Here is a 24313-nt window from a genome sequence, read left to right as displayed (position 1 = left end):
CACTTGTTAAAAAATATTACTAATGGAGATTAATCATGACTGATGCAGCAAATACTCGCCTAGAAAATCAATTTGAGCAACTGCCAATGAGTTTGCAGACGGAAGCTGCGCGTAATTTGGCAACAACCACCAAAACGCAACCCCAGATGCAGGGAATTACCTCACGGTGGCTCTTAAAACTGCTGCCTTGGGTAGAAGCAGTAGGTGGTAGCTTTCGGGTCAACCGCCGCTTAACCTATGCAGTTGGGGATGGACGGGTTAGCTTTGCCAATACAGGAGCGCAAATACAGGTCATTCCTCAAGAACTCACTGAGTTACCTTTGTTGCGGGGATTTGAAGATGTTGAAGTTTTAAACAACTTAGCCAGTCAATTTGTGCAACAAGAATATGCTCCGGGTAGTGTCATCATCCAAGAAGGTCAACCAGCCGATCGCGTCTTGCTGATTGCTCATGGTAAGGTTAATAAAATTGGCGCAGGTAAGTTTGACGATCGCGTTGTTTTAACTGTATTAGCTGATGGAGATCATTTTGGCGACTATGCTTTAGTGGAATCTCAGGATACTTGGGATGTTACCCTCACTGCAATTACCCGTTGCACCGTCTTGTCTCTACCTCAAGCAGCCTTTCAAAACCTGGTTAACCAATCTGAGGCATTACAAGCGCAAGTGGATCGATTTAGAGAAAAATTGCGCCACCCCCAAAATCAATACGGAGAAGCCTCCATCGATATTACCTCAGGACACCTTGCGGAGGCACTATTACCCGGAACTTTTGCAGATTATGAACTCAATCCACGGGAATATGAGTTAAGCGTCGCTCAAACCATATTGCAAATCAATACACGGGTTGCTGACCTCTACAACGAACCCATGAATCAGACGGAGGAGCAATTACGGCTCACCATTGAAGCATTACGGGAACGCCAAGAATACGAAATGGTTAACAATCGTAACTTCGGGCTGTTACACAATGCCGATCTCAAACAACGCATTTTTACCCGCAGTGGCCCCCCAACTCCTGACGATCTCGATGAATTGATTTCCATTGTTTGGAAAGAACCAAGCTTTTTCTTAGCTCATCCTCGCACCATTGCTGCATTTGGTCGCCAATGCAACCAACTTGGACTTTATCCCACCCCTATCCCTATGGGTAACAGTGCAATTCCTGCTTGGCGTGGTATTCCCATCTATCCTTGCAATAAGATTCCCGTTACAAAAGAGCGTACTAGCTCCATCATGTTAATGCGTGTGGGAGCAACCAACCAGGGTGTCATTGGTCTTCATAAAACTGGCATTCCTGATGAATATCAACCTAGTTTATCCGTCCGTTTCATGGGCATTAACGAAAAAGCCGTTATTTCCTACCTAGTTAGTGCTTACTACTCTACAGCTGTTCTTGTTCCTGATGCACTAGGCATCCTTGAAGATGTAGAAATCGGTCTCTAGGGGATGTCCAAGAAATAAATTATCCATCTTGTGGGACGGGCGAGGACGCCCGTCTTATATTAAGTGGCGGGCGAGGATGCTTTGCAGTCGTCTCAACTTTGGGAAGCAAAGCACGGCGCTGCTCTTTGCACCACAAGAAAAAGTTGAAGAGTAAATTTAGTCGCATGAAACGTTAACTCTATGACAGATGCTTTAATTAGACCTGATTTATACCAAGAAAACGGGCGACCGCAAATGAGCTTAAGCACGAAAGCGGCGCGAAATTTAGCCAAAACCACAAAAACTCAGCCCCAGATGCAGGGCATTACCCCCAGGTGGTTGTTACAGATGTTGCCTTGGGTACAAATCACGGGTGGGGCTTATCGGGTTAACCGTCGCTTGACCTATGATGTTGGTAATGGACGGGTCAGCTTTATTAACACAGGGACTCAGGTGCGGGTTATTCCCCAAGCCCTTTGCGAACTATCTTTACTGCGTGGGTTTGAGGATATTGAAGTACTCAACGCCTTGGCAGACCGCTTTGTGCAACAAGAATTTGCCGCAGGTGAGGTCATTGTACAGGAAGGTCAACCAGCCGATCGCGTGTTATTAATTGCTCATGGTAAAGTTAATAAGCTCAAAGCAGGAAAATATGAGGCGGAAGCTTTACGGGATATCTTGGCTGACGGCGATTGTTTTGGTGGCGAAGCTATAGTTCTATCTCAGGACACTTGGGAAGTTAGCCTGAGAGCCGTTACACGCTGCATAATTTTGTCTTTACCAGTACAGGCGTTTCGGGAGTTGATGAACCAATCTGAGGCATTGCAAGCTCAGGTTGATCGCTTTAGAGCTATGTTGAGTAAACCCCAGGATAGGCATAATCAAGCCGAGATCCTTCTGTCCGCAGGTCATAGTCAGGAGACTGAGTTACCCAGAACCTTTGTTAATTACGACTTGAAGCCACGGGAGTATGAGTTAAGCGTCGCTGAAACCATTTTACGGGTGAATACGCGAGTTGCTGACCTCTACAACGAACCCATGAACCAGATGGAGCAACAATTACGGCTGACTATCGAAGCGTTGCGGGAACGGCAAGAATACGAAATGCTGAATAATCCTGATTTCGGGTTGTTGCACAATGCCGATCTCAAACAACGCATCTATACCCGCACCGGGCCACCGACTCCAGATGATTTTGATGAATTGCTCTCAAGGCGGCGCAAATCCCATTTTTTCCTAGCTCACCCTCGCGCGATCGCTGCTTTTGGTCGGGAGTGTAACCGTCGTGGAATCTATTCCCCAAGCAGGGAGGTCAATGGAAACATTGTACCTGCATGGCGCAACTATCCGATTTTTCCTTGTAACAAAATTCCGATCACCAAGGAGGGTACTAGCTCTATTTTGGTACTCCGTGTCGGAGAAGAAAACCAAGGGGTGATAGGTTTACATAAAACGGGTATCCCTGATGAATACCAACCCAGCTTGTCCGTCAAATTCATGGGTATCAACGAAAAAGCTGTCATTTCTTATCTTGTCAGCGCCTACTACTGTGCAGCCATTCTCATCCCCGATGCACTCGGAATCCTGGAAGACGTAGAAATCGGGCACTGAGGGAAGGGTAATACCGTTTCACTTTAAGGTCGATACAAATAGGAGGCAGAGGAGCAGGGAGAAAGAGGGTTTTCCTATTTCTTTAATCCAAAATCCAAAATCTAAAATCTAAAATTGTCTCGGTCATCTGTTAAAGAAACTACTTTTGACCTTAAAGCCTATTTATCAGAACGGCGATCGCAATAGGAAATTTAAAAACTTGCCAAAATGGCAACCAGCTTTTGATTAATCAAGTTACATTGTATGAAGATAAACGACTTCAAGGGTTTGATTATCAGGGACTACCACCTAAGTAAATTCCTTTTGTAAAATACTATTTACTCAGTGATTTACAAAAACAACAAGCTATCTCTAACAATTATTTGCAGAGTATTTATCTCAGTAAATAAATTCAATAATCAGGTTTGGCATTTGCTGCAACAGGAATATTAAATGCGTGCAGGCGTTGTTGTTGAACTACGCATTAGCCCCCAAGTAACGGGTAACGTCTGTATACATTCCTGTTCACTTCAGCAGCAAATGGTAGAGTGGGAGTTTGAAAGCTGACTGATATGCTTCCTCTCACTCTCTTTTTATTGAAACAGAATTCAGGAGTCGGGAGCCAGAATTCAGAATTCAGGGGCTTAGTGGTGCATAAAAGTTTTTGGAGTCTCAAGTTGAGGAGACAGTAACACGGGAGAACTCAATTTGTTGCTCTATCTGCGTTCGTTTTTTTAGTCAAGCAGTGGCAGGTGGAGGACTCTTTCGAGGTAAGGTAGCTAATAGGGGAATTGGGAGGCGTTGATATAGCAAAAGCCTTGGTGGTTAGGACATTAACAGATGATGAAACCTAGACACAAAGAGACTTTTCACCCAGTCCCCAGTCCCTTGCCATAACATAAACGTTCAATTTCGCGTAATCCTAACTGTAAAAAACTTAATCCCCGCAGACTATGCCAGTCGAGCATTTTGCGCCGACCTTCACGCACGACAACCAGAGCAACGGCAATGGCAATCAGGGTGGCAGCAGCCACTCGTGCTATTGTTAAATATTAAGCAAGTTTTTCTTGGAGCTTTGCTATTGCTATGGGGTCTTGTTTATGCAGTTTAAGCAGGAGCCTTATCTTTGGGTTGGTAAAAATCGTGCTTCAGCACTGGAGAGTTGAAATGCTGAACCAGCTTTGTCATTGGTAAAAGAACAAACATCATGATGATAGTTCTATCAAGCTGCCCAATAGAGCCATGAGTAATCAGTTTGCATTTGATGTTTTCCTGAGCTATAGCACAAGAGATAAGGCTGTTGTTCATAACCTGGCAGAGAGGCTAAAGAACGATGCTGTCCGGGTATGGCTTGATGCCTGGGTGATTGAACCGGGAGACTCAATACCGCTCAAGATTCAGCAGGGAGTAGAGCAGTCACGCACACTGCGATCGCCACTATATTTGCCTCGACTGTAGCACCCCTGTCGAAAATTTCAAAGCGGTTCAGAGACGCTTAGAAGAAGGCAGAAAAGACATTCCCTGCGTCTATTGTGAGAAGCGAGTTCCCCTTTGGGACTTAATTGAGGAAAAATTTGCCTCACCAGAGTTCCAAGAGCAAGTCCGTAAACTAGAAGCTAAATCCCAAGCTGTTATTGATAACCAAAGCAGAGAACTGATTTTGATGGGACATGCTTATGCGATTGCTGGGGAGGCAGGACAAATATTTCGCCAAATCTCAAACTTTGACTGGGGGATTGATGGTGAGATCGAGTTCAAAAACGACCAAGGAGAAGCCAGTGGCAAGCGAGTTTATCTGCACCTTAAGTCTGGAGACTCGTATCTATATAAGCGCAAAAGAGACGGTAAAGAGATTTTCTCTAAACCACGCCACGCTAAATACTGGTATCCCGACAGCCAAAATTATCCGGTGATGCTTGTCATCCGTACTTCGGATCAACAAATCCGTTGGATGAATGTATCTGACTATCTAGCAAAGCACGGCAAACGAAAAAGGCAAATTGAATTTGACGGTGAACCATTTACGGCTTTGAATCTGGTAAATCAACGTAATCGTTTGTTGGCTTAGTATAGTTTTGCGTAAAAGCGTAGCGTTTTTAATGCAGGGGAATGCATTGGCATTGCAGGGGGATGAATTAACATTGTATCGGGATGCAATGGCATTGCAGGGGCACGCATTAACATTGTATCGGGATGCATTGGCATTGCAGAGGGACGCATTAACATTGTATTGGGATGCATTGGCATTGCAAGGTATTGCCAAATTTAATTCGCTACAAATTAATCAAATGCTGTATTTAGGCTGTTGTTTTAACTTAAGTATTCGTATCTGCACCACTAAGATTTAGGAGTCAGAATGAATTTTGTGCAACTAGTATATAGTGCAACAGTAGCACTCCTGCACAGAAGGAAGCTACGCGCATCGTCTGTCTGCGACACGCTGCACGAACATAGAGAACGTCTGAATCACCGGATTTAAAACCCCTATTCAAAGATTACTGAATTCTGAATTCTTCTTTAGAAATTAGTATCTTGTAAAAATTTAAGAATCGTTTTATTCAACACCTCAGAAGCCCCAGTTGAGGCATCATGACAACAGTTAGATAAAATCTGTAATTTGGAATTGGGTATATATTGATGTAATTTTTTACCATGACTAGCAGGAAACCAACTATCTTGCTCACCCCACAAAACTAGTGTAGGACACTTAATTGCACTCAGGTTATTTTGAATTTTAGTGAGCATATTTGGCTTATTTGCTTGCCAATTCTCAATTTCTCGCGCGGCTATTTGTAACTCTTCTGCAACTTTTGCGATCGTACCAGGCAATTCAGTAAACGGGTAAGTTATCCAATAGATATCTTCCTGTGTCAAAATTGAAGGATCGAATAATACCCCACGTCTTTCTATTGCCATAACTTCTCTAAATAGAGGTGCAAACAAATATGTCAGACGTAAGGAGTCAATTGTTTGCATTACTTCTAAGGGCGTTTGGGCAAGCAACCACATTGACCAATGGGGTAGCTGTTCGGCAAAAACAGGTACGTTTACTACTATAAGCCGTCCGATTAACTGCGGATTTTCTTGAGCAAGAGCAAGGGCAACTAATCCCCCTAGAGATTCGGCCACAATCACTGCGGGTTCATCACATAATGCCTGAATAATTCTTTGAAACTCAATAACTTGATGACCGTTGTGTTCTTTACGAGACAATGGTTTTTCGGAAAAACCAAAACCTTTGGCATCAAAACAAATTACTCGATAATATTTAGATAATGGTGCTACGCTGTGACGCCAATTGTAGCTCCAACTCCCCATACCATGTAACAAAATTAGCGGTTTACCTCTACCTCTTTCGCCATAAGCAATTTGTATAGGATAACCTTTAGCATCACTAATAATTAGACTTTGCCGCCCTTTAGGAAAAGTAGCTTGCCACCAATCTTTCATTCTTTTATCAATAAACAATTTAACCGCCTGTAAAGGCGTTCCACAAGATTCTAATTAGGATCACAGGCAATGCTACTAAGACAATGGAGATTAGTAATAATCCAGCCAAAACGGCAAAGATAAACCATCGGTCTGCACTTTTTTGCTCGCTGGGAAACTTTAAATATTCTTCCAAGAGCTTGATATTATTAGTGTTAGCTCTCCAGGCAAAATCAAAAAAGTCTCCCAAAACGGGGACAGCACCTACCAAGCCATCAATGATTACGTTTAAAACCATTTTACCTAGAGTGGCTCTAGATACGCCTAGCCGTGCTGCTTCTAGAATGATGTAGCTAGAAAACATTATTCCCAAAAAATCACCACCAATCGGTATGAGTCCTAAAATTGGATCTAGACCAAAACCAATCTTGGTGCCAGGAATGGTAATAACATTGTCCAGCAGCCGACTTAACTGACGCAGGCGCTTTAAGGTGGGTGCTTTGGCATCAGGTTCAATCATCGAATATTGAGGAGGAGAATCAGGCATAGAGGCGATCGCTAATTTTGTATTGAATCGTTAGATATTTTACTCCCCTACTGAGCTTTTGCAATCATTTTCTCAAGGATTTACGAATTAATATTTTTCTTGCGATTGCGGCTGGGCTTTTAAGCGCATATCTTCGCCGACAGTCACGTTCAACTGATCGCCGATTAACAGAACAGCAGCGCTCATTGACAGCCAGAGCATTAAAACTATCACAGCTCCTACAGCACCATATACTTTATTATAATTGCCAAAATTCGCCACATACAGCCGAAATAGGGCGGACAACATTGCCCAAAAAACAGCTGCTAAAATTGCTCCAGGCATCATTGGCGTGCCTGAGTTCCACTGGCTTGGGCCATAGCGATAGACAAAGCCAAAGGCGACAGCAACAATACTTAAAGCTAAAGGCCAGCGTAATAGCTGCCAAAGATGCAACAAAAAAATTAAAGAACTATTTTCGCGCACTACCATTCCCAATAGCCAATCGCTGGTAAACACTAAGAAAGAAGCCAATACTAAAAGCAACATAGTACCGACTGTTAATCCCAGAGAGACGAGCTTGGCTTTCCAAAAGGGGCGGATGTTTTCTGGAGGAATTTGATGGATTTGGTCGAGGGCTGTCATAGCGGTACTCACTGCCCCAGAAGCAGTCCAAATTGCTAATACAAAGCTCAGAGAAAACAAACTGCTGTTTTTGGAGTTAGTAATTTCTGTGGTAGCAAAATCACGAATCAGATCCAGTGCTTGTTCAGGTAGGACTTGACTCAGTTGATTCGCCAGTTTGTTAAAGGTGGCTTGCAAAGATTCTGCCAATAAGCCAATGGCTGTGATCAGAGCCAGAATTGCTGGAAACAGCGATAGCATGGCATTGAAGGCAATTTCCGAGGCAAGCCCCAAAAGTCGCCTTTCGATTGTTCTGGAAAAAGTTTTTTTAATCGTGCGCCAGTTGAGGTGGCGAAAGAAGCGAAAAAAACGAGGCTTTGACATAATTTAGAGTTAAAACTGGTTGGGTTTATTAACTACTGTGCTAAATTTTGTGTAGCGATCGCATCTATCTTTCTACCGCAAGAATACCGAGTGAACAGTTTCTAACTAATGACCATTGTACAGACGCGATTAATCGCGTCTCTACTGATTATTGACTAATGACTATTAATCTATGAATCAAGATTTAACACAACAGTGGTTGACAGAAATCCAGGTAATCAAAGAGCAGATGGCAGAACTGCAACACGATCGCGATACGGCTTGGGAAAGTGCCCAAAAATGGCGTCAGCTTTACAACACAGAAGCAGAACAACGCCGTACAGATACCCAACTTTCCCAACAGACGATCGCCTCCCTCAAGGCAGAGCTGCATAACCTCCAAGGTTTTGAAGTAGACACACTGGCTGCTGGGACACCAGTAGCGATTCAACAAGAAATAGAACAGCTAAAATCTGTGGAAGACTTGCAAGCTAAACTTATCGCCGCGATTAAAGAACGCGATCGCCTCTTGCAAGCTTTGAAAACTGAGCAGGACAACCATGCCCAAACCCGCAATAGCCTGACTACTGCCTTAGGTGATGCTATTGATAGCTTGACACAAGAGCGAGCATTAAAAGAAGCCCAAAAGGGAACAGTAGCAAAGGGGGAGAATTCTTAACTTCTAAGAAAAGCAAATCGATTCAGGTAAGTAAAAGTTATGGCAAATATTGTTGGCACTAATGGTAATGATACCCTAGTAGGCAGCGACTTGGCAGACACAATTAACGGTCTAACAGGGGGCGATCGCATCACAGGTAATCAAGATAACGACACCTTAACTGGTGGTGGTGGTCAAGATAAATTTGTCTACAACTTAGGCGACGGCACAGATGCGATCGCCGATTTCGGTGGTGTGGGTATAGGAAAAAACCCGACATCAACAGTCATTGCCGAAGTGGATACCCTAATATTCCAAGGTGCAGGCTTAACTGCCCGAAATCTCCTGCTTACCCAGAACGGTAGTAATTTAGAGATTGGCTTTGAAGAAGTCGCTAATACCAAAGTCATCCTACAAAACTTTACCTTGGAAAACCTAAACAACCTCCGTAAATCTACTGGAGCCAGTGTAGACTTAGGCAATATTCTGTTTGATGGGCAAACTAACATTCAGGATAGCTTTGATGTCTTTAATGCCAACTCCACCCAAAGCACTATCTTCAATAAAAACACAGTCACCTTCCTTAATGACCTGAACAATAATGTCAGTGGCTTTGACAACTCAGATGATGTGATTAATGGTCAGGGGGGTGATGACTACATCGACGGTAAGAGTGGCAACGACCTGCTGCGTGGTGGTGATGGTAATAACACACTTAACGGTGGCACTGGTGACGATTACTTAAATGTCGATCTTTCAAAAGGCGCTAACTTGCTCTTTGGAGGCGATGGCAATGATACTATTAGTGCCTCTGGCAACCCCTATAGTTACATCGATTTCTTAGGCAATAACACCCTCAACGGTGGCGCTGGTGACGATTACTTATATGCTCCCTATTTAAGAGGCAATAACCTGCTCTCTGGAGGCGATGGCAATGATACTCTGTTTGCCTCCAGCTTTGACAACAATGATACCTTGAGTGGTGGCAGCGGCAAGGATAAGTTTGTTTACGTAGCAAATTCGGATTTTGGTACCATTACCATCACCGATTTCACCGGCATTGGTAAAGGCTCAAACCCATCAGCAGCGGCGCTCGCCTCCTTCGATACCTTACAATTTACAGGAGACTCTCGATTAACTGCGAGAAATCTGCGATTAACTCAAAATGGTAACAACTCAGAAATCTTCTTTGAAGGGACATTTGGTTCCAAAGTAGTCCTGGAAAACTTAGCCCTGGAAAATCTAAATAATTTAGCCCAGGTCGGTAATATTCTGTTTGATGGGCAAACTAGCATTCAAGATAGCTTTGATGTCTTTGATGCCAACTCCACCCAAAGCACTATCTTCAATAAGAACACAGTCACCTTCCTGAATGACCTGAACAACAATGTCAACGGCTTTGACAAGTCAGATGATGTGATTAATGGTCAGAGAGGTAATGATCGCATCGACGGCAAGAGTGGCAACGACCTTTTGAGGGGTGATGCTGGCAGCGATACTCTCATTGGTGGTGCTGGTGATGATCTTGTATTGGATAATTCTGATTCAACAGGCAATAATCTGCTTTTTGGGGGTGATGGCAATGATTCTCTCTCCACCTCTGGCTCATATGACTACAGCTATTTCGTAGGATACTACTTCTATGGCTATGGGACTGGCAATAACACTCTCAACGGTGGCGCTGGTAGCGATACCTTGAATGCTAGCTTTTCAAAAGGGGATAACCTACTTAATGGTGACGATGGCGATGATTATCTCTATGCTTATGCCGCTTATGACTTTGAAACCCCGTTTCCCTATCGCACCTATGGCGATAATACCCTCAACGGTGGTACTGGTAAAGATACCTTGAATGTTGACTATTCATTCGGCAATAATTTGCTCAATGGTGGCGATGGCAATGATTCTCTAAGTGCCTCTGGCTCATTGGATTACGTCTATGGAGGTTATGCTGCCTCTGGCAATAACACCCTCAACGGTGGTACTGGTAACGATACCTTGAATATTAACTATTCAACAGGCGATAACCTACTTGATGGTGGCGATGGTAATGATTCTCTAAGTGCCTCTGGCTATTCCTACGCAGGAAGCTACTATAGCGCGTCCGGCAATAACACCCTCAATGGTGGTGCTGGTAACGATACCTTAAATATTAGCTACTCACAAGGCGATAACCTAATCTTTGGGGGCAATGGCAATGATTTACTCTCTGCCACAGGCGCCGCAGGGAATAACACCCTTGATGGTGGCAATGGTAATGACACCCTCACGGGTGGAAACGGTAATGATACCCTTTATGGAGGCAATGGTACTGATACCTTTGTTTTCAATAGTTATAATCAAGGTGTTGATAGTATTTATGACTTCGACGCCACCAAGGAAGTTATTAAGGTATCAACTGTTGGTTTTGGTGGCAATTTATCAATAGGTTCGCTTTTGGCTAGTCAGTTTACACTTGGAACATCTGCAACGACGATCGCTCAACGATTTATCTATGACAACACTACAGGTGCGCTGTACTTTGACCAAGATGGCAGTGCGGGTGGCTTTACTCAGGTACAATTTGCACAACTATCTGGTGGGGTGTCACTCACCAAAAACAACTTTGTGGTTGTCTAATTATAATTAGCGGTCAGACACAACTCTAGGTATAGGCTGCGAGGTGTTAAAAATAGCACCTCGCATTCGATTTAGGAATTAGTAATTACTTTCAGCGCACGTATCATCAGAAGTTTGGTGACACCTAAAATCCCATTGCTTCGGCTACTGCTTTGAGTTCTGCTGCAATCCCTTGTTGAAATTGACTGTGATTGTGCTTAATGGCTGTATCTGGGTCTTTTAGTCCATTGCCTGTGAGTACACAAACCACTGTCGCCCCTGTAGGAATTTGGTCTTTCACCTGTAACAATCCAGCGACAGAAGCGGCGCTAGCAGGTTCGCAGAAGATACCTTCTGATGCTGCCAAAAGTCGATAAGCATCGAGAATTTCTGTATCGGTAACGGCGTGGAAATTTCCCTGACTGGCGGTTTGGGCTGCGATCGCTAATTCCCAACTTGCAGGGTTGCCAATGCGAATTGCTGTCGCTAGGGTTTCGGGATGCGCTACTGGCTGACCGTGGACTAAGGGGGCTGCTCCTGTGGCTTGGAATCCCATCATCCGGGGTAAGCGATCGCACTTTCTGGCTTGATGATATTGACAAAATCCCATCCAATATGCTGTAATATTTCCCGCATTTCCCACGGGAATACACAACCAGTCTGGTGCATCACCCAATGCATCGACAATTTCAAAGGCTGCTGTTTTTTGTCCTTCTAGGCGGTAGGGATTGACTGAATTCACCAGAGTGATCGGATAGCTTTCGGCCATCTCGCGGACAATTTCTAGGGCTTGGTCAAAATTACCTTTAATTGCCAATACTTCTGCGCCGTACAGCAACGCTTGAGCTAACTTGCCCAGCGCCACATAACCGTCAGGAATCAATACAAAGGCATTCATGCCTCCGCGTCTGGCATAAGCGGCGGCGGCGGCTGAGGTATTGCCCGTGCTGGCACAAATTACTGCTTTTGCCCCTGCTTCCTTGGCCTTGGAAATTGCCATAGTCATCCCCCGATCTTTGAAGCTGCCAGTGGGATTCAAACCGTCGTATTTTACAAAAACCCTTACTTGTCTGCCAATGCGTTCTGCGATCGCTGGCACTGGTATTAGAGGTGTGTTGCCCTCCAATAGAGTGACAATCGGTGTTTTTTCGCTGACAGGCAAGTATTCACGATAGGCTTCTATCAGCCCGGGCCAGGGTTGGCGATGAGATGTAGCAACAGACAGGCTCAAAGTCACGGGATTTAAAATTTCTTAATGTAAGGATTGGATATTTAGAAAGGGTGGGATCGGGAAGCGCAAAATGCAAAAGAGGAAGAAAGTAGATTTTTCGTTACCAGTTGCCTGTTGAGAGTTCCCTAATCCAAAAGAATCTTGTTAAGAATATTATTTTGTGTGGTGCAGGCGTTTCACTTGCTATTTTTATTTAGAACCTTAATTTATCATAAACCGCCACGGCGAGCTTCGGTTCAATAAATTTGCTTAGAGGAGACTGACGAGGTGAAAAATCATCTGCAAATCTATAGGACTCTTGTTTGACTTTTGAACAAGACTCAGTATGTATCTATCCTATTCCCTATTCCCTGTTCTCTGTGCATACAAGTAAATTTAGGAATCAAACCGGATTCCCATATCAGACTTACCTCATAAATCTCTGAAACTCTTATTTAATAACAATTTGAGAAAAGAATGCGACAGATACACACGCCTAAACCCTTGTAATATCTGGCTTTCTTAATTTTGAATGCGTGAATTTTGAATTGGTATAACCGTGGTTAAAGTCGCTTTTAGTGAATTATTTTAGTCAAGTGCATCTATGTATTTTCCCTCCCTATTCACTTCAGTGGGGACAGGAAAATACTTAATAGGCTGTCTCTTTTTGATGATAGCCTTCTACCTACCTTTCTACGACAGGCTGTGCCAAGTGTAAGTGCTTCACACTACGTTTTTTCATGATTTAGCGTAATTCTTGATGTAGTCTATATATAATTTCTTGCGTAAATTCGCCAAAAACGGCGATAATTGTTTGTACAACCATAACTGGCAGACTATAAATTAACTATTCCTAAGCACCGACCAGTGGAAGGAAGCTTTACACACTTGAGTCAGTGTTTTTTTTGGAACAGAGCCATTATAATCACCGTCTTTTATGATTGAACCCAAAATCCATTAGAGTAATTGATTGAAAATATACAATAATGTAATAAAGCTTAAAAGAGCATTATTATAATATTTCTAATGGTGTGAGTTAAATTGTGGATTTTATTAGCGATGCCTACTTATTTATCTACTGTTTCCGATCGCGAGTCCCAGACTGCCTGGGTCAGTAAGTTAACCAAGTCTTATTATCAAGACGATCAGCAAGCTAAATTGATGCATTTACAAGCAGAGGTAGACTCTTTGTTGCAGCAATTGGAAAACCTGAAGCACCAACGTCAAGCCGAAACCAACCAAAAAGAAGAATAAGTCAGTCTTGTCGATAGCGATCGCTTTTCCTCTGTTTAATTTAAATTTAAGTAAAAGGGAAATTTGAGTCAGGGTGTGCTATTCAAAGCGCTGATTTTTCTCTGACCAGCGCCTCAAACTGTAGTTAGGAGTATTTTCTACCAGTAAAGCTAAGGATTGCACCCCTGAAAGCTTGGCGATCGCAGAGAGTCTTTGTAAGTAATTTCCTGTAAAATCAGTGTAAATGATTTTATTTCTATCAGAGAAAATTATAGTCCGGTCACGACGCTTCTTTGTGTTTTCTTCCTGGATTTCAGGTGTCGGCTGATTCAAGGATGCTATTGCTTCTGGTGAGATAGTCAGTATTATTTCTGGTTGAGCGTTATTTGTTAAATCAATCACTTGAACAGGCCAATCACCTAATTTTTCCTGCATCTGTTCAAAGCTAGGAATAGCACCAGCCGGAACTTCGCCAGATTGCTGCAAAGATTGCCACAGACTCGATAGCATTACCTTCACCCCTTGGGGATTTTGTTGATGTAGCTCTCGTAGAGTAATAGGAGATGGTTGCACCCATTCCAGTGCTGCATTTGTCAGAGCTAAAGGTTTGGGTTGGAGAACCTCGTTTTGATTCTCTGGAATTTTTGGGCCAGCAGCTAATAGGCGTAAAACTTTACCCCGTAGTTGCACCGCTTTGATAGCGGCTATAGTAATTTTTTGTTCTCCATTTGGCAACCAGACTACAATCTGGATTTCTGGGTCAGAAGTAATTCCCAAAGTTTTCCAGAAAAATTTGGCGGCGTCAGTTTTCGGGGGGTTGAAATTCTCAAAAGGGAAATTTAGCCAGCGTTTCCCGTCATTAAATGTACTCACCTCCACCTGATACCAAACTTGGTTATCCGTAAGTTTTAAATCTGCTGGGGAATTTGGTTGCAGCCATTCGGTGTTGGTAACTTGAGTAATTGGTTGTACCGTACCAACAATCTGACTAGGGTGAGTAGAGAATATTTGCGATTTTGTACCCTCACCATTGAGTCTTGCCAACAAACCTTGAATATAGTCAAGATTCTCTTTTGTAATTTTTGGTTGCGCCTTTAACCAAGAATTAGCATGTCCTTCTCCCTGCTGAACTGCTAAAATCAACGCAAACCAAGCTTGCACCTCTCGTCTATTTGGGTTCACCTGCAAGGCCGCTGCTGTGCGATTCCACAACCGTTTTTTATCAACTTTGAGTAGAGTAGCAATTTCTTGGGCATTATGTGGCGACGTTTCAAACACCTGTAAAGCTTTTTCCCAGCGACCATCAATCAAATCTGCCAGCACTTCTTGACTAGGACTGGCCCAAATTTTCTGGGCTTGGGTTTTAGTAAGTTGGGAATGCAAGCGAATCAAATCCATTTGTGCTTGCGCCGCTTCTGGTAAAACTCCTTTGCGCTGTTTCTTGATGAATTTCAACCATTCAAAAGCTGGTGTCCACAATCCGCTACGGGCAATTGACAGGGCGTTTTGGTATCCAGAATCCTTGAGGGTCGATGATTTGAGGGTAATTGCCTCCAATTGAATTGGTTTGAGAAATAACTTCAGAGGTTTGACTTGGTAAACCTGTAAGTGCGGTTCTAAACCTACTGTTTGCTCGACAACTAACTCTTTTGTACCATCACCAGTTACCTGCTGCCATTTGGGCAATTGTCCATTAGGACTAGTCCAAGACAACATTTGTAGTAAATTTGTGCGTTCTGGATTGTAGTATACGACGTAACCGTAGCGGATAGAACCAGTTCCTTGTTGGCGTTTACCCCGCAAATCAAACCAAACCCCTGATGATGGTGTCTTACCTTCAAAGCGTTGCACTTCAGTTAAAGGTAAGGGAATACTAATATCTTGGGGTTCTGATGTTCCATCAAGCAAAGAAGAAATCACAAAGGATTCATCTGGGCCAGTTATAGATAATTGAGTCGTTAGATAGTAGTAACTTTCTGACTGAGATTTAAACTCTAACTCTTCTGAGCGCTCGTAAACCCTAAGTTCCACCAGTTCTTCACAATCAGATAGACAATTAGCACGCTGTTGAAAAACTGGTAGTAAAAATGAGGTTTTCACATCCTGATGTAAAGGTAGAGTTTCCCCAAATATTTGGTTTTTTTTACTCAAATCGAGTTGAATTTGTTTAAGAGTTTGGGGGCGTTCGTGTTTACCAAGGGGGATTTGTGCCCATGCAGGTAAAATTTTATTTAGCCAGCTTACCTCGTCTGGATTGAAGATGAAAAGAACACTAATCCAAGCAAAAGCCATAATTAGACTAGCACTACTTAACAGAATTGCGATCGCTAGTATTGACGGCAACCAACTTCCTCGTTTTAGCTTTTTCTGAGGTTTTTTAGCGACGCGTTTCATCGCACCAGCACGAGATTGATTTGGTTTAGAAGCTTTTGGCGTCAGCTTGCGTGAACGATTTGCCATAGATTCGGGATTAGAGAATTGAGGATTAGGGATTGAGAAACTCTTTCCTAGTCCCCAGTACCTAGTCCCCAGTCCCCATTACCCTGTTATACTCGCCCTTTCAAAAGTTGCCCAGAAGCATTAAGTCTAATTTGGGACAAAATCCGTAAATGTCCCCATGTGAACCCTAGATGATCGCGAATACACTCTTCACTTAAGTATGTGAGCAGAGTGTAAAAAATTGAAAGGTAAATTTATTAGCCGTAGTCATCGCCAAACCTGGATGCTCGCATGGTTACTAATTGCGGGAGTAAATGGAGTTACACAAAAAGCATTAGCACAAGAGTACATAAATACAGAAACTACTCAAGAGATAGGAGTTAAGGGCGATAATATTATGGGAGCATCCCCCTCCCTCTCTCCAGAAGAACCGATGGCCCAAGTTACATCGGTATCTCAACTTAAAGACGTACAACCCAACGATTGGGCATTCCAAGCCTTGCAGTCTTTGGTGGAACGCTATGGTTGTATAGCCGGCTATCCAGATAGCAGCTATCGCGGTAATCGCGCCTTAACTCGGTATGAATTTGCTGCGGGTGTAAACGCTTGTTTAGATAGAATCAACGAATTAATCACTACAGCCACCAGCGATTTAGTCACTCGCGAAGATTTAGCAATATTACAAAAATTACAGTCAGAATTTGCCCCTGAATTAGCAACTTTGCGGGGTCGCGTCGATAATTTAGAAGCCAAAACTGCTGAAATCGAAGCCAACCAATTCTCAACAACAACCAAACTCAGTGGACTACTGATAGTCGGCATTCAAGGACGAACTAACAATCGTGGTGATGTTAATCCTAGAGATGGACAGAAGGATACAGATGATGCCGGGACAAATATTAATCTTATATCCCTGGCCCAGCTGTATTTAACTAGCCAAATCACTCCCCGTAGTTATTTATTTACAGGTCTTTTAGATGGTAACGGAACAACTTCGCCTAGATTTACTAATAGTGTTTCTCGAAATGATGTTTTACTTGGCTACGAATTTCCTACAGATAGCTTGATTGTAAGTGACCTAAATTTTCATTGGCTGGTGACAGATAAATTAGCAGTAATGGTAGGAACAGAAGGCGTAAGTATGCCAGCTGCTTTCCGAGGCCCTAATCGGGTAGAAAGTGCTGCAACAGGGCCATTATCTTATTTTGCTCAAAGAAACCCAATTTTAAATATGGGATATGGTCACGGTGGTATAGCAATTGATTGGCAATTTGCGAAACGTGCTAGTTTGCAGGCAATTTATACTAGTTATCAACCAGGAAATCCCGGTAAAGGTAGTGGTTTATTTGATGGAACCACCACTACAGGTGTGCAATTACTGCTGACACCAACGGATACTCTAGATTTAAGTTTATATTACGTTAACAATTACGCTTCGGATGGTTGTTTACTAACCTTTGTTGGCGATGAATGCTTAACTACAGTTAATACCACTACCGGAAAATCAGCACCACTACAAACTAACGCCGTGGGTGCGACTCTGACTTGGCAAATTTCTCCCCGCATCAGCGCAGGTGCGTGGGGTGGTTATACTAAATCTTATATTCCTGGGCAATCGGGAAGTGTAGAAACGACAAATTATATGGTGTTTCTGAATTTCCCTGATTTATTGAAGAAAGGAAATTTAGCAGGAATTTATGTCGGTCAACCTCCTAAAATCACTAGTAGCGACTTACCTGTAGGAAATAATGTCCCTGATTTTATCAATACAGGTTTAGGACGTGCAGGTGGACAACCAGGTACGACCACTCAAATTGAGGCATTTTATCGTTTACAACTAACAGATAATATCAGTATTACACCAGGGATAATTCATCTTATACAGCCAGGTAATACACCAGATAGCGACTCAGTTACTATCGGCATTCTGCGGAGTACTTTTAGTTTTTAGTTTTAGTTTCAAATAATAAGATAATAAGAAGCTTCTGCGGCTTCCCACAAGATGTGCTGCAAGCCAGCGCTGATAATTTTGGGAGACGCGGAGATTGATTTGTTGGGAAATTTTAGAAAATTGGTATAAATAATCAAAATATCTCTTTTAATGCCCAATGACATATTTTCAATAGATATAAAAAAGTTTGGTTCACCACCAAACCTCTATATAAATCCAGTGCATAACAACATCCCAAAATAAAATCAATGTACTATTGCAATAAAATTTGAAGATATACTAACTGATTGTGATTTACTTCTTTATCAAATTATACAAATTGAATACTTTTTGGGTAGGAGTTACTTCGAAAAACCTAAATTTGAAATTAATAAAAATAAGCCTGCCATTCACGGCAAGCCTAAATGTATTCATTTACTAAATCTAGGTAGATTTTCTCAGGATTAACCACCAGCAACAGCAGGGACAATACTTACTTCATCGCCATCTTTCAAGGCCGTGTTAATACCATCTAAATAGCGGATATCTTCACTATCGACGTAAAAATTTACAAATCGACGTAGCTTGCCTTCTTCATCGCACAACCGAGATTTAATACCAGGAAAGCTTTGTTCTAAGGAGTCCAACAATTCAGCAATGGTGCTACCGTTGGATTCTAGACTAGCTTGATTATTAGTCAAATTCTGAAGAGTCGTAGGAACTAAAACTGTTACAGCCATAGAAGTACAAAGTGAAGAGTTAGGAATACAGTTAAGAGTTAGGAGTTATGAATAAAAAACTCATAACTCATAACTCCTAATTAAACGAGAACTTGTTGCCATTCCAAGCGATCAAGAGTACGCGATCGCTCTAGCGCACGTTCAAAACTATCCAATTTAGCATCAATAGTCAAGGGTTCACCAACGTAGCCTTGGATTGCTTCTTGGGTTTTCAAACCATTGCCAGTGATGTAAATCACGGTAGTTTCATCTGGATCAATTTTGCCAGCTTCTACCAGTTTTTTCAGCACAGCTACGGTTGTACCACCAGCCGTTTCTGTGAAGATACCTTCGGTTTCTGCTAGCAGCTTGATACCATCAATAATTTCGGCATCATTGACTGATTCAATGTTACCACCAGTCTTCTGAGCTAGCTCCACAGCATAAATACCGTCTGCTGGATTACCGATCGCTAGCGATTTCGCAATTGTATTCGGTTTTACTGGCTTAATAAAGTCGCGTCCTTCTTTGAAGGCTTGAGCAATGGGTGAGCAACCTTCAGCTTGAGCGCCACTGAAACGAACGCTCTTATTTTCTACTAAACCAACTTCGACAAATTCTTGAAACCCTTTATAAATTTTTGTAAAGAGCGAACCAGATGCTAAAGGAGCAACAACATGATCGGGTAGTTCCCAGCCTAATTGTTCTGCAACTTCAAAACCTAGCGTCTTGGAACCTTCAGAGTAGTAAGGACGCAGATTAATATTGACAAAACCCCAGCCATGTGTATTCGCAACTTCAGAACAGAGACGATTGACTTGATCGTAGTTGCCTTTGACGGCCATCAGTGTGGGACTGTAGATCAAGCTACCGAGAATCTTACCAGCTTCTAAATCTGCGGGGATGAACACACAGCAGTCTAAACCAGCATGAGCTGCGATCGCAGCTGTAGAATTTGCTAAATTACCAGTGCTAGCACAAGAAACAGTAGTGAAACCTAACTCTCGCGCTCTGGATAGAGCGACTGACACCACCCGATCCTTAAAGCTCAGGGTGGGCATATTCACGGCATCATTTTTTATATAAAGCTTATTTAGACCCAGGCGGCGTGCAAGACGGTGGGAACGAACTAAGGGAGTCATACCAGTTCCCACATCTATAACATTGTCAGTTGCGACGGGCAAAAAGGGACGGTAGCGCCAAATTGAATTGGGGCCAGCTTGAATTGTTTCACGAGTGACAGTCAGACGTAGGGCGTTGTAGTCATATTTAACTTCTAACGGGCCAAAACATGACTCACAAACATTACTGGCTTTGAGTTCATATTCCGCACCACATTCCTTACACTTCAAGGCTTGAAAGTAGGCAGTGCTGCTTTGGGTTTGGGTTTGGGTTTGGGTTTTGATTGCCTGAGTCATAAACTAGCTTTCCCTGTTTGTCCTGTTTGTCTGTCACTTGTCGCCTGATACTAACACGAGCAAAAATACCAGTCAAACATACCCGACAAAAACTATCGGGTATGTTTGGTATTGAGAGGAATGATTCTTGTAAACCTTTAATACTAGTAATCTCTGTTTTTAGTATTTACACTTATATATTTAATGTTAGGAAAAAACAAAATAGCTTCATTTACTCAGCATTAACACGGTAAAATATATGATTAAATCGCATTTTAACTATGATAAAATTGCATTTATTGAAATTAATATCCTATTTAAGCGATCTAGATCGCTCAGTTAACTTTCAATTTTTTTATCAAAATGACTCTACAGAGCAATATATATTTCTGACAGCAAATACTCAAAAACATTTATATATATAATTTGTAGCGTTTTTAGCATCTGATTTAACCACTAAAATTGCTATGTGTGTTGCCAAAATAAAGTTAATTTTTCAGCTTTGATGCACTCATTCATAGCTAAAGAAGTTACTTATTTCTACGGAAGATTTTTTTTGCTTTAAAAGCTACCTTGATATGCATATCTCTAACATCCAAAAATACAGTAACAAATTACACATATTTGCGATTGCCAGCTTTGATTCTCAAAGGTAAGCGTAAAAAAAGTAGACAAGTTATTTCTGGTTATTGTCTCAATACAGTTTTTAAGGAGTGTCAATAATTTAACTCCTTAAATGGGCATTCCCGAAATGTTGAAGTTTTGGGTAGCTATAATCGGTAATTCCTGAAAGGGAATTGCCGAACTTTATCCTGTCTCAAAATCTGAGATACAAGTTCAGCAAACAAACTACTTCTATGGTTAATCGAAATCAATCTGTAAATAAGCAGCGTAAATTTTACCAATTTCTAGTAGCAACAGCATTATTAACTGGTAGCCTTTTCCAATTTCTCGCACCAGTATTAGCTGACGGAACTACTGCGGGTACATCTATCAGTAATACAGCGACAGCAACCTACGAAGATCCCAACAATCCAGGGACAACAATCAATGCCACTTCTAACACTGTCGTAGTTACTGTAGCAGAGGTTGCTGGGATTACCGTCACAGCTTCTGGAGTCACAGATAACAATGGCGGTAATGTTGCAGTTGGCGACTTACTAATCTACACCTACACCTTGACCAACGTAGGTAATGACCCCACTAAATTTCACATTCCCAACCAAGCGACAACAACTGGGCCGGGTACAGTTTCTGGCACATTACCAAATGGTGGTACAGCTAATAGCCTGCAATATAGCACCGATGGCGGTCAAACTTGGACAAACATCCCCCAAGGCGGTGTAGACACACCCTCAGTTCCAGTTGGTGGTACCGTCTTGGTACGTGTCCCAGTCACTGTACAAGCTGGTGCCCAAACTAACGACATCATTACCGTTACTCTTGGTAATACTCCTGGTAATGCTCAAAACCAACTGCGGAGTCCTGATGGTGGTGACATATTCACTGTAGATAACCCCGATACTGGTGTTACTGGTGAAGTACCTGGTGCACCAGTTAATGGTACGCGGGAAGCTAGCGCCACCGAGCAAATTAAAGTTGGTTTAACGGTGAAGACTTACGCTTTAGCCACCATTCTCAAGATTCGCAGTGGCTATAACAATGCTGCCACAACTACGATTACAGATGACAAGTTGACCTACGATTTGAGTTTGCGAGTTGAGTCCAACGATCCCACAGGACAGGGAATTACACCGGCAGCTTTGACGGGTACAAGCATCAATGTTGATGGTGTTGCTGGCAACTATATTTTGGTTTCTGATGCGATTCCTGCGGGTACAGATTTGGCAGTAGCACCAACTGCACCTCCTGGTTGGCGAACTGTCTATACCATTACTTCAGTTACAACTAATGCTAATACAGCTAGTTGGACTACAACAGCACCACCCTCTCTGGCCTCAGTCACTCGCGTTGGTTTTATCAATAATCCAGCGACTATTACTTCCATTGCTCCTGGTACAACGGTAAATGGCTTCTCGATTCAGCTAGCTGTTAAATCAACTGCATCTTCACCCTTAACCGTCGCTAATATCGCTCAATTGTTTGGTCAAACGCCTACCAACAATTTCCCAGTATACGACGAATCTGGCGACCAAAATCCCAGTAACTACGACGGTTCCCCAGGCAGTATGACACCTCCTCTGGGTACTGATGGCAATAGTGATGGTGTTCCCGATACTCTACCGCCTGGCAACGTTGATGATGGCTATATTAACACTCCAGCATCTCCAGAAACTGGAACTGACACGGGTAATAACAACAGTGGTACTGGTACAGGTGGTGAGGCAAACGTCTTCACGGTGCAAGCACCTGTTGCTTCAGCCTTACTCAACGGGCCGCAAAATGCCCCAGATGCTACTGGGCCATCAGGTTTAACCAACGATGACTTCACTAACAAATCTTCTCTTGTTCCTGCTGGTACAGCACCTGGTAGTACTCTTGACCCACAATCAGTTGGCTTTACCAACACAGTTAAAAATAGTGGTACTGACTCAGGTGTTTTGAAGATAGAGCCAACGCTACCAGCAGATTTACCAAATGGTACGAAGGTGACTATTACCTATAATAGTCAGTCTGCTGTTTATACCTACACTAATGGAGCTTTCAGCATAACTGGTACAGCAATTACAATCCCCAACTTTGCTCCTAATGCAACTCTCAACTATGGTGTAGAAGTTGATTTACCTCCAGGTACGCAGTTATCCACTGATATTAATAAAGGCTTTCCAGTACTCATCATTGCTTCGATTGACAACTACACAACAGATACTAATGGTGATGGAATTAAGGATAGTGGAAACAATAACACCCCCGATTCAACCAACATTACTATCGATCGCGTCTACACTGGTTTCCTGAAACTACTGAAAGTGTCGCGAGTTTTACAAGGTACTGGGCCTGTAGTTCAGGGGAATGATGGCACATTCAGTATCGATCCGAAAAAGCCTGCACCAGGAAACATTATTGAGTACCAAATTCAATACACAAATATTTCCGATCCTCAATCTGGAACTGGGAATGTGATTTTGAATGCTAACAAAGTTGTGATTACTGAAGATGGTACGAAAAGCCCCAATAACTGGGCATTAGACAACGATGCTAGCGGTCAAATTGATACTAGCAATATTGTTGGTTCAGCTAAGGATTCCGGGAGTGCAACCATCCAATTCTTTAGTGGTAATCCAGCTACTAACTCTGGTATCGACCAAACTGGAACTACGGCAAACACTGATGTTGCTAAGTACATAGATACTGTCACTGGCACGATCGCACCGGGTATTCAAAGAACGTTTACCTTCCAACGCAAGGTGAACTAATTCGGATTGGGGACTCCGAAGTTTGCAGACTCTGATACAGAAGAGTCTGCGAACCATTTGACCTTATCCCCAACCCCAAACAGCAAGCAAATAGGAGAGTGACTTTTTCTTAGCAAAAGCTGGGAAAGATAAGTCAACAATTCACATTCTGGAATTTTTTTGAGGTTATTTATATGAAGCATGTTTCTCTTGCAGGTTTAGGAGCATTCGCTCTGATTATTACAGTTCCATTTGTTGGTCAAATTCCGGGAATTGCAAATGTATGGCATTCAGAAAGTGCTGTTGCTCAAAATGTCAAAACTCAAGGGCAAATTCAATTGCGTTTAGAAGCAGAAAAGCAAGTGGTGGCACGGGATGGGCAAGGTAAGCAAAGCCAGAAATGGGAACCTTTGAAAGGTCAAGTTGTGGTGCAACCAGGAGATGTATTGCGATATACCTTGAGTGGCGAAAATAAGAGCGATCGCCCAGTGAGTAATTTGACTTTTAATCAACCTATTCCCAAAGGAATGGTCTACGTGCTGAATTCTACTAATGTCGCCAACAATGCCAAAGTTGTTTACAGCATTGATGGCGGGCGTAGCTTTGTCCAAAATCCCACTGTTAAAGTTACTCTTCCTGGCGGCAAAGTGGAAACAAAACCAGCCCCAGCCACTGCTTACACCCATATCCGTTTGCAGATTCCATCACTTGCAGCGAAGACGAGAGTCAAGGCAACTTATCAAACCCAAGTGCGCTGATTGGGACGCAAGGACACGCCGCCTTCCTGACTCGAAAAACAGCTGCAATCAACAATATT

18 protein-coding genes and 1 pseudogene are annotated in these 24313 nt (G+C 42.7%); 11 read left to right on the top strand and 8 right to left on the bottom strand.

Annotated elements, in window-relative coordinates:
* The first annotated feature begins 35 nt into the window (after positions 1-35).
* Both RMY63_RS15780 and RMY63_RS15775 read left to right on the top strand, forming a co-directional pair.
* A complete protein-coding gene (locus tag RMY63_RS15780) occupies positions 36-1445 on the top strand; it encodes a family 2B encapsulin nanocompartment shell protein (RefSeq protein WP_322729597.1) in 1410 nt (469 codons plus the stop codon).
* 180 nt (positions 1446-1625) lie between these two features.
* Positions 1626-3035, top strand: coding sequence for a family 2B encapsulin nanocompartment shell protein (locus RMY63_RS15775; protein ID WP_322729596.1), 1410 nt, complete (start codon positions 1626-1628; stop codon positions 3033-3035).
* 717 nt (positions 3036-3752) lie between these two features.
* On the opposite strand, the pseudogene RMY63_RS15770 reads toward RMY63_RS15775, so the two are convergent.
* Positions 3753-4048: pseudogene (locus RMY63_RS15770) on the bottom strand (hypothetical protein); the annotation flags it as partial.
* 208 nt (positions 4049-4256) lie between these two features.
* Between RMY63_RS15770 and RMY63_RS15765 the strand changes: the two are divergent.
* The 3 genes from RMY63_RS15765 (at position 4257) to RMY63_RS15755 (ending at position 5362) form a co-directional block, all read left to right on the top strand.
* Positions 4257-4472, top strand: coding sequence for a toll/interleukin-1 receptor domain-containing protein (locus RMY63_RS15765; protein ID WP_322729595.1), 216 nt, complete (start codon positions 4257-4259; stop codon positions 4470-4472).
* Between the two features lie 205 nt (positions 4473-4677).
* Complete coding sequence (locus RMY63_RS15760) at positions 4678-5082, top strand: DUF4365 domain-containing protein (protein WP_322729594.1); 405 nt, start codon at positions 4678-4680, stop codon at positions 5080-5082.
* A 31-nt stretch (positions 5083-5113) separates the two neighbouring features.
* Positions 5114-5362, top strand: a complete 249-nt coding sequence (locus tag RMY63_RS15755) for a hypothetical protein (RefSeq protein ID WP_322729593.1) — start codon at positions 5114-5116, stop codon at positions 5360-5362.
* 169 nt (positions 5363-5531) lie between these two features.
* On the opposite strand, the gene RMY63_RS15750 is transcribed toward RMY63_RS15755, so the two are convergent.
* The 3 genes from RMY63_RS15750 to RMY63_RS15740 form a co-directional block, all read right to left on the bottom strand.
* Entirely contained in the window at positions 5532-6464 is a 933-nt protein-coding gene (locus RMY63_RS15750; RefSeq protein WP_322729592.1) for an alpha/beta hydrolase, read from the bottom strand.
* 19 nt (positions 6465-6483) lie between these two features.
* Positions 6484-6990, bottom strand: coding sequence for a DUF4112 domain-containing protein (locus RMY63_RS15745; protein WP_322729591.1), 507 nt, complete (start codon positions 6988-6990; stop codon positions 6484-6486).
* 87 nt (positions 6991-7077) lie between these two features.
* Complete coding sequence (locus RMY63_RS15740; protein WP_322729590.1) at positions 7078-7977, bottom strand: YihY/virulence factor BrkB family protein; 900 nt, start codon at positions 7975-7977, stop codon at positions 7078-7080.
* A gap of 172 nt (positions 7978-8149) precedes the next feature.
* Here RMY63_RS15740 and RMY63_RS15735 point away from each other — a divergent pair, with 172 nt between their 5' ends.
* Both RMY63_RS15735 and RMY63_RS15730 read left to right on the top strand, forming a co-directional pair.
* Complete coding sequence (locus RMY63_RS15735; protein WP_322729589.1) at positions 8150-8635, top strand: hypothetical protein; 486 nt, start codon at positions 8150-8152, stop codon at positions 8633-8635.
* A 39-nt stretch (positions 8636-8674) separates the two neighbouring features.
* A complete protein-coding gene (locus tag RMY63_RS15730) occupies positions 8675-11233 on the top strand; it encodes a calcium-binding protein (protein ID WP_322729588.1) in 2559 nt (852 codons plus the stop codon).
* Positions 11234-11357: 124 nt separating this feature from the next.
* On the opposite strand, the gene thrC (RMY63_RS15725) is transcribed toward RMY63_RS15730, so the two are convergent.
* Complete coding sequence (thrC, locus tag RMY63_RS15725) at positions 11358-12449, bottom strand: threonine synthase (RefSeq protein WP_322729587.1); 1092 nt, start codon at positions 12447-12449, stop codon at positions 11358-11360.
* A 1032-nt stretch (positions 12450-13481) separates the two neighbouring features.
* Between thrC (RMY63_RS15725) and RMY63_RS15720 the strand changes: the two genes are divergently transcribed.
* Positions 13482-13676 carry a hypothetical protein gene (locus RMY63_RS15720; protein WP_322729586.1) on the top strand — a complete coding sequence of 65 codons (195 nt, stop codon included), beginning with the start codon at positions 13482-13484 and terminating at the stop codon, positions 13674-13676.
* Positions 13677-13754: 78 nt separating this feature from the next.
* Here the strand turns inward: RMY63_RS15720 and RMY63_RS15715 are convergent, their stop codons facing one another.
* Positions 13755-16115, bottom strand: a complete 2361-nt coding sequence (locus tag RMY63_RS15715; protein WP_322729585.1) for a hypothetical protein — start codon at positions 16113-16115, stop codon at positions 13755-13757.
* Positions 16116-16377: 262 nt separating this feature from the next.
* On the opposite strand from RMY63_RS15715, the gene RMY63_RS15710 reads away from it, so the two are divergent.
* Positions 16378-18045 carry an iron uptake porin gene (locus tag RMY63_RS15710; RefSeq protein ID WP_322729608.1) on the top strand — a complete coding sequence of 556 codons (1668 nt, stop codon included), beginning with the start codon at positions 16378-16380 and terminating at the stop codon, positions 18043-18045.
* A gap of 443 nt (positions 18046-18488) precedes the next feature.
* Here the strand turns inward: RMY63_RS15710 and RMY63_RS15705 are convergent, their stop codons facing one another.
* Together RMY63_RS15705 and thrC (RMY63_RS15700) are read right to left on the bottom strand one after the other, a co-directional pair.
* Positions 18489-18764, bottom strand: a complete 276-nt coding sequence (locus RMY63_RS15705; protein WP_094342283.1) for a ubiquitin-like small modifier protein 1 — start codon at positions 18762-18764, stop codon at positions 18489-18491.
* Between the two features lie 80 nt (positions 18765-18844).
* Positions 18845-20161, bottom strand: a complete 1317-nt coding sequence (gene thrC / locus RMY63_RS15700) for a threonine synthase (protein WP_322729584.1) — start codon at positions 20159-20161, stop codon at positions 18845-18847.
* Between the two features lie 836 nt (positions 20162-20997).
* Between thrC (RMY63_RS15700) and RMY63_RS15695 the strand changes: the two genes are divergently transcribed.
* Together RMY63_RS15695 and RMY63_RS15690 are read left to right on the top strand one after the other, a co-directional pair.
* Positions 20998-23517: a hypothetical protein gene (locus RMY63_RS15695; RefSeq protein WP_322729583.1), complete on the top strand. Its 2520-nt coding sequence runs from the start codon at positions 20998-21000 to the stop codon at positions 23515-23517.
* Positions 23518-23690: 173 nt separating this feature from the next.
* Entirely contained in the window at positions 23691-24254 is a 564-nt protein-coding gene (locus RMY63_RS15690) for a hypothetical protein (protein WP_322729582.1), read from the top strand.
* Positions 24255-24313 lie beyond the last annotated feature (59 nt).

Origin of the sequence: Nostoc sp. ChiQUE01b, assembly GCF_034531255.1 — a bacterium.
Classification (GTDB): domain Bacteria; phylum Cyanobacteriota; class Cyanobacteriia; order Cyanobacteriales; family Nostocaceae; genus Nostoc.
This window is presented reverse-complemented; position numbering and strand designations above follow the sequence as displayed.

Bases quoted from the DNA above. Each gene is read 5' to 3' on its own strand.
- RMY63_RS15710 (WP_322729608.1), top strand. From the start codon at position 16,378: ATGCTCGCATGGTTACTAATTGCGGGAGTAAATGGAGTTACACAAAAA.
- RMY63_RS15715 (WP_322729585.1), bottom strand. From the start codon at position 16,115: ATGGCAAATCGTTCACGCAAGCTGACGCCAAAAGCTTCTAAACCAAAT.
- RMY63_RS15750 (WP_322729592.1), bottom strand. From the start codon at position 6,464: ATGAAAGATTGGTGGCAAGCTACTTTTCCTAAAGGGCGGCAAAGTCTA.
- RMY63_RS15745 (WP_322729591.1), bottom strand. From the start codon at position 6,990: ATGCCTGATTCTCCTCCTCAATATTCGATGATTGAACCTGATGCCAAA.
- RMY63_RS15755 (WP_322729593.1), top strand. From the start codon at position 5,114: ATGCAGGGGAATGCATTGGCATTGCAGGGGGATGAATTAACATTGTAT.
- RMY63_RS15720 (WP_322729586.1), top strand. From the start codon at position 13,482: ATGCCTACTTATTTATCTACTGTTTCCGATCGCGAGTCCCAGACTGCC.
- RMY63_RS15690 (WP_322729582.1), top strand. From the start codon at position 23,691: ATGAAGCATGTTTCTCTTGCAGGTTTAGGAGCATTCGCTCTGATTATT.
- RMY63_RS15780 (WP_322729597.1), top strand. From the start codon at position 36: ATGACTGATGCAGCAAATACTCGCCTAGAAAATCAATTTGAGCAACTG.
- RMY63_RS15730 (WP_322729588.1), top strand. From the start codon at position 8,675: ATGGCAAATATTGTTGGCACTAATGGTAATGATACCCTAGTAGGCAGC.
- RMY63_RS15765 (WP_322729595.1), top strand. From the start codon at position 4,257: ATGAGTAATCAGTTTGCATTTGATGTTTTCCTGAGCTATAGCACAAGA.
- RMY63_RS15760 (WP_322729594.1), top strand. From the start codon at position 4,678: ATGGGACATGCTTATGCGATTGCTGGGGAGGCAGGACAAATATTTCGC.
- RMY63_RS15735 (WP_322729589.1), top strand. From the start codon at position 8,150: ATGAATCAAGATTTAACACAACAGTGGTTGACAGAAATCCAGGTAATC.
- RMY63_RS15695 (WP_322729583.1), top strand. From the start codon at position 20,998: ATGGTTAATCGAAATCAATCTGTAAATAAGCAGCGTAAATTTTACCAA.
- thrC (WP_322729584.1), bottom strand. From the start codon at position 20,161: ATGACTCAGGCAATCAAAACCCAAACCCAAACCCAAACCCAAAGCAGC.
- RMY63_RS15705 (WP_094342283.1), bottom strand. From the start codon at position 18,764: ATGGCTGTAACAGTTTTAGTTCCTACGACTCTTCAGAATTTGACTAAT.
- RMY63_RS15740 (WP_322729590.1), bottom strand. From the start codon at position 7,977: ATGTCAAAGCCTCGTTTTTTTCGCTTCTTTCGCCACCTCAACTGGCGC.
- RMY63_RS15775 (WP_322729596.1), top strand. From the start codon at position 1,626: ATGACAGATGCTTTAATTAGACCTGATTTATACCAAGAAAACGGGCGA.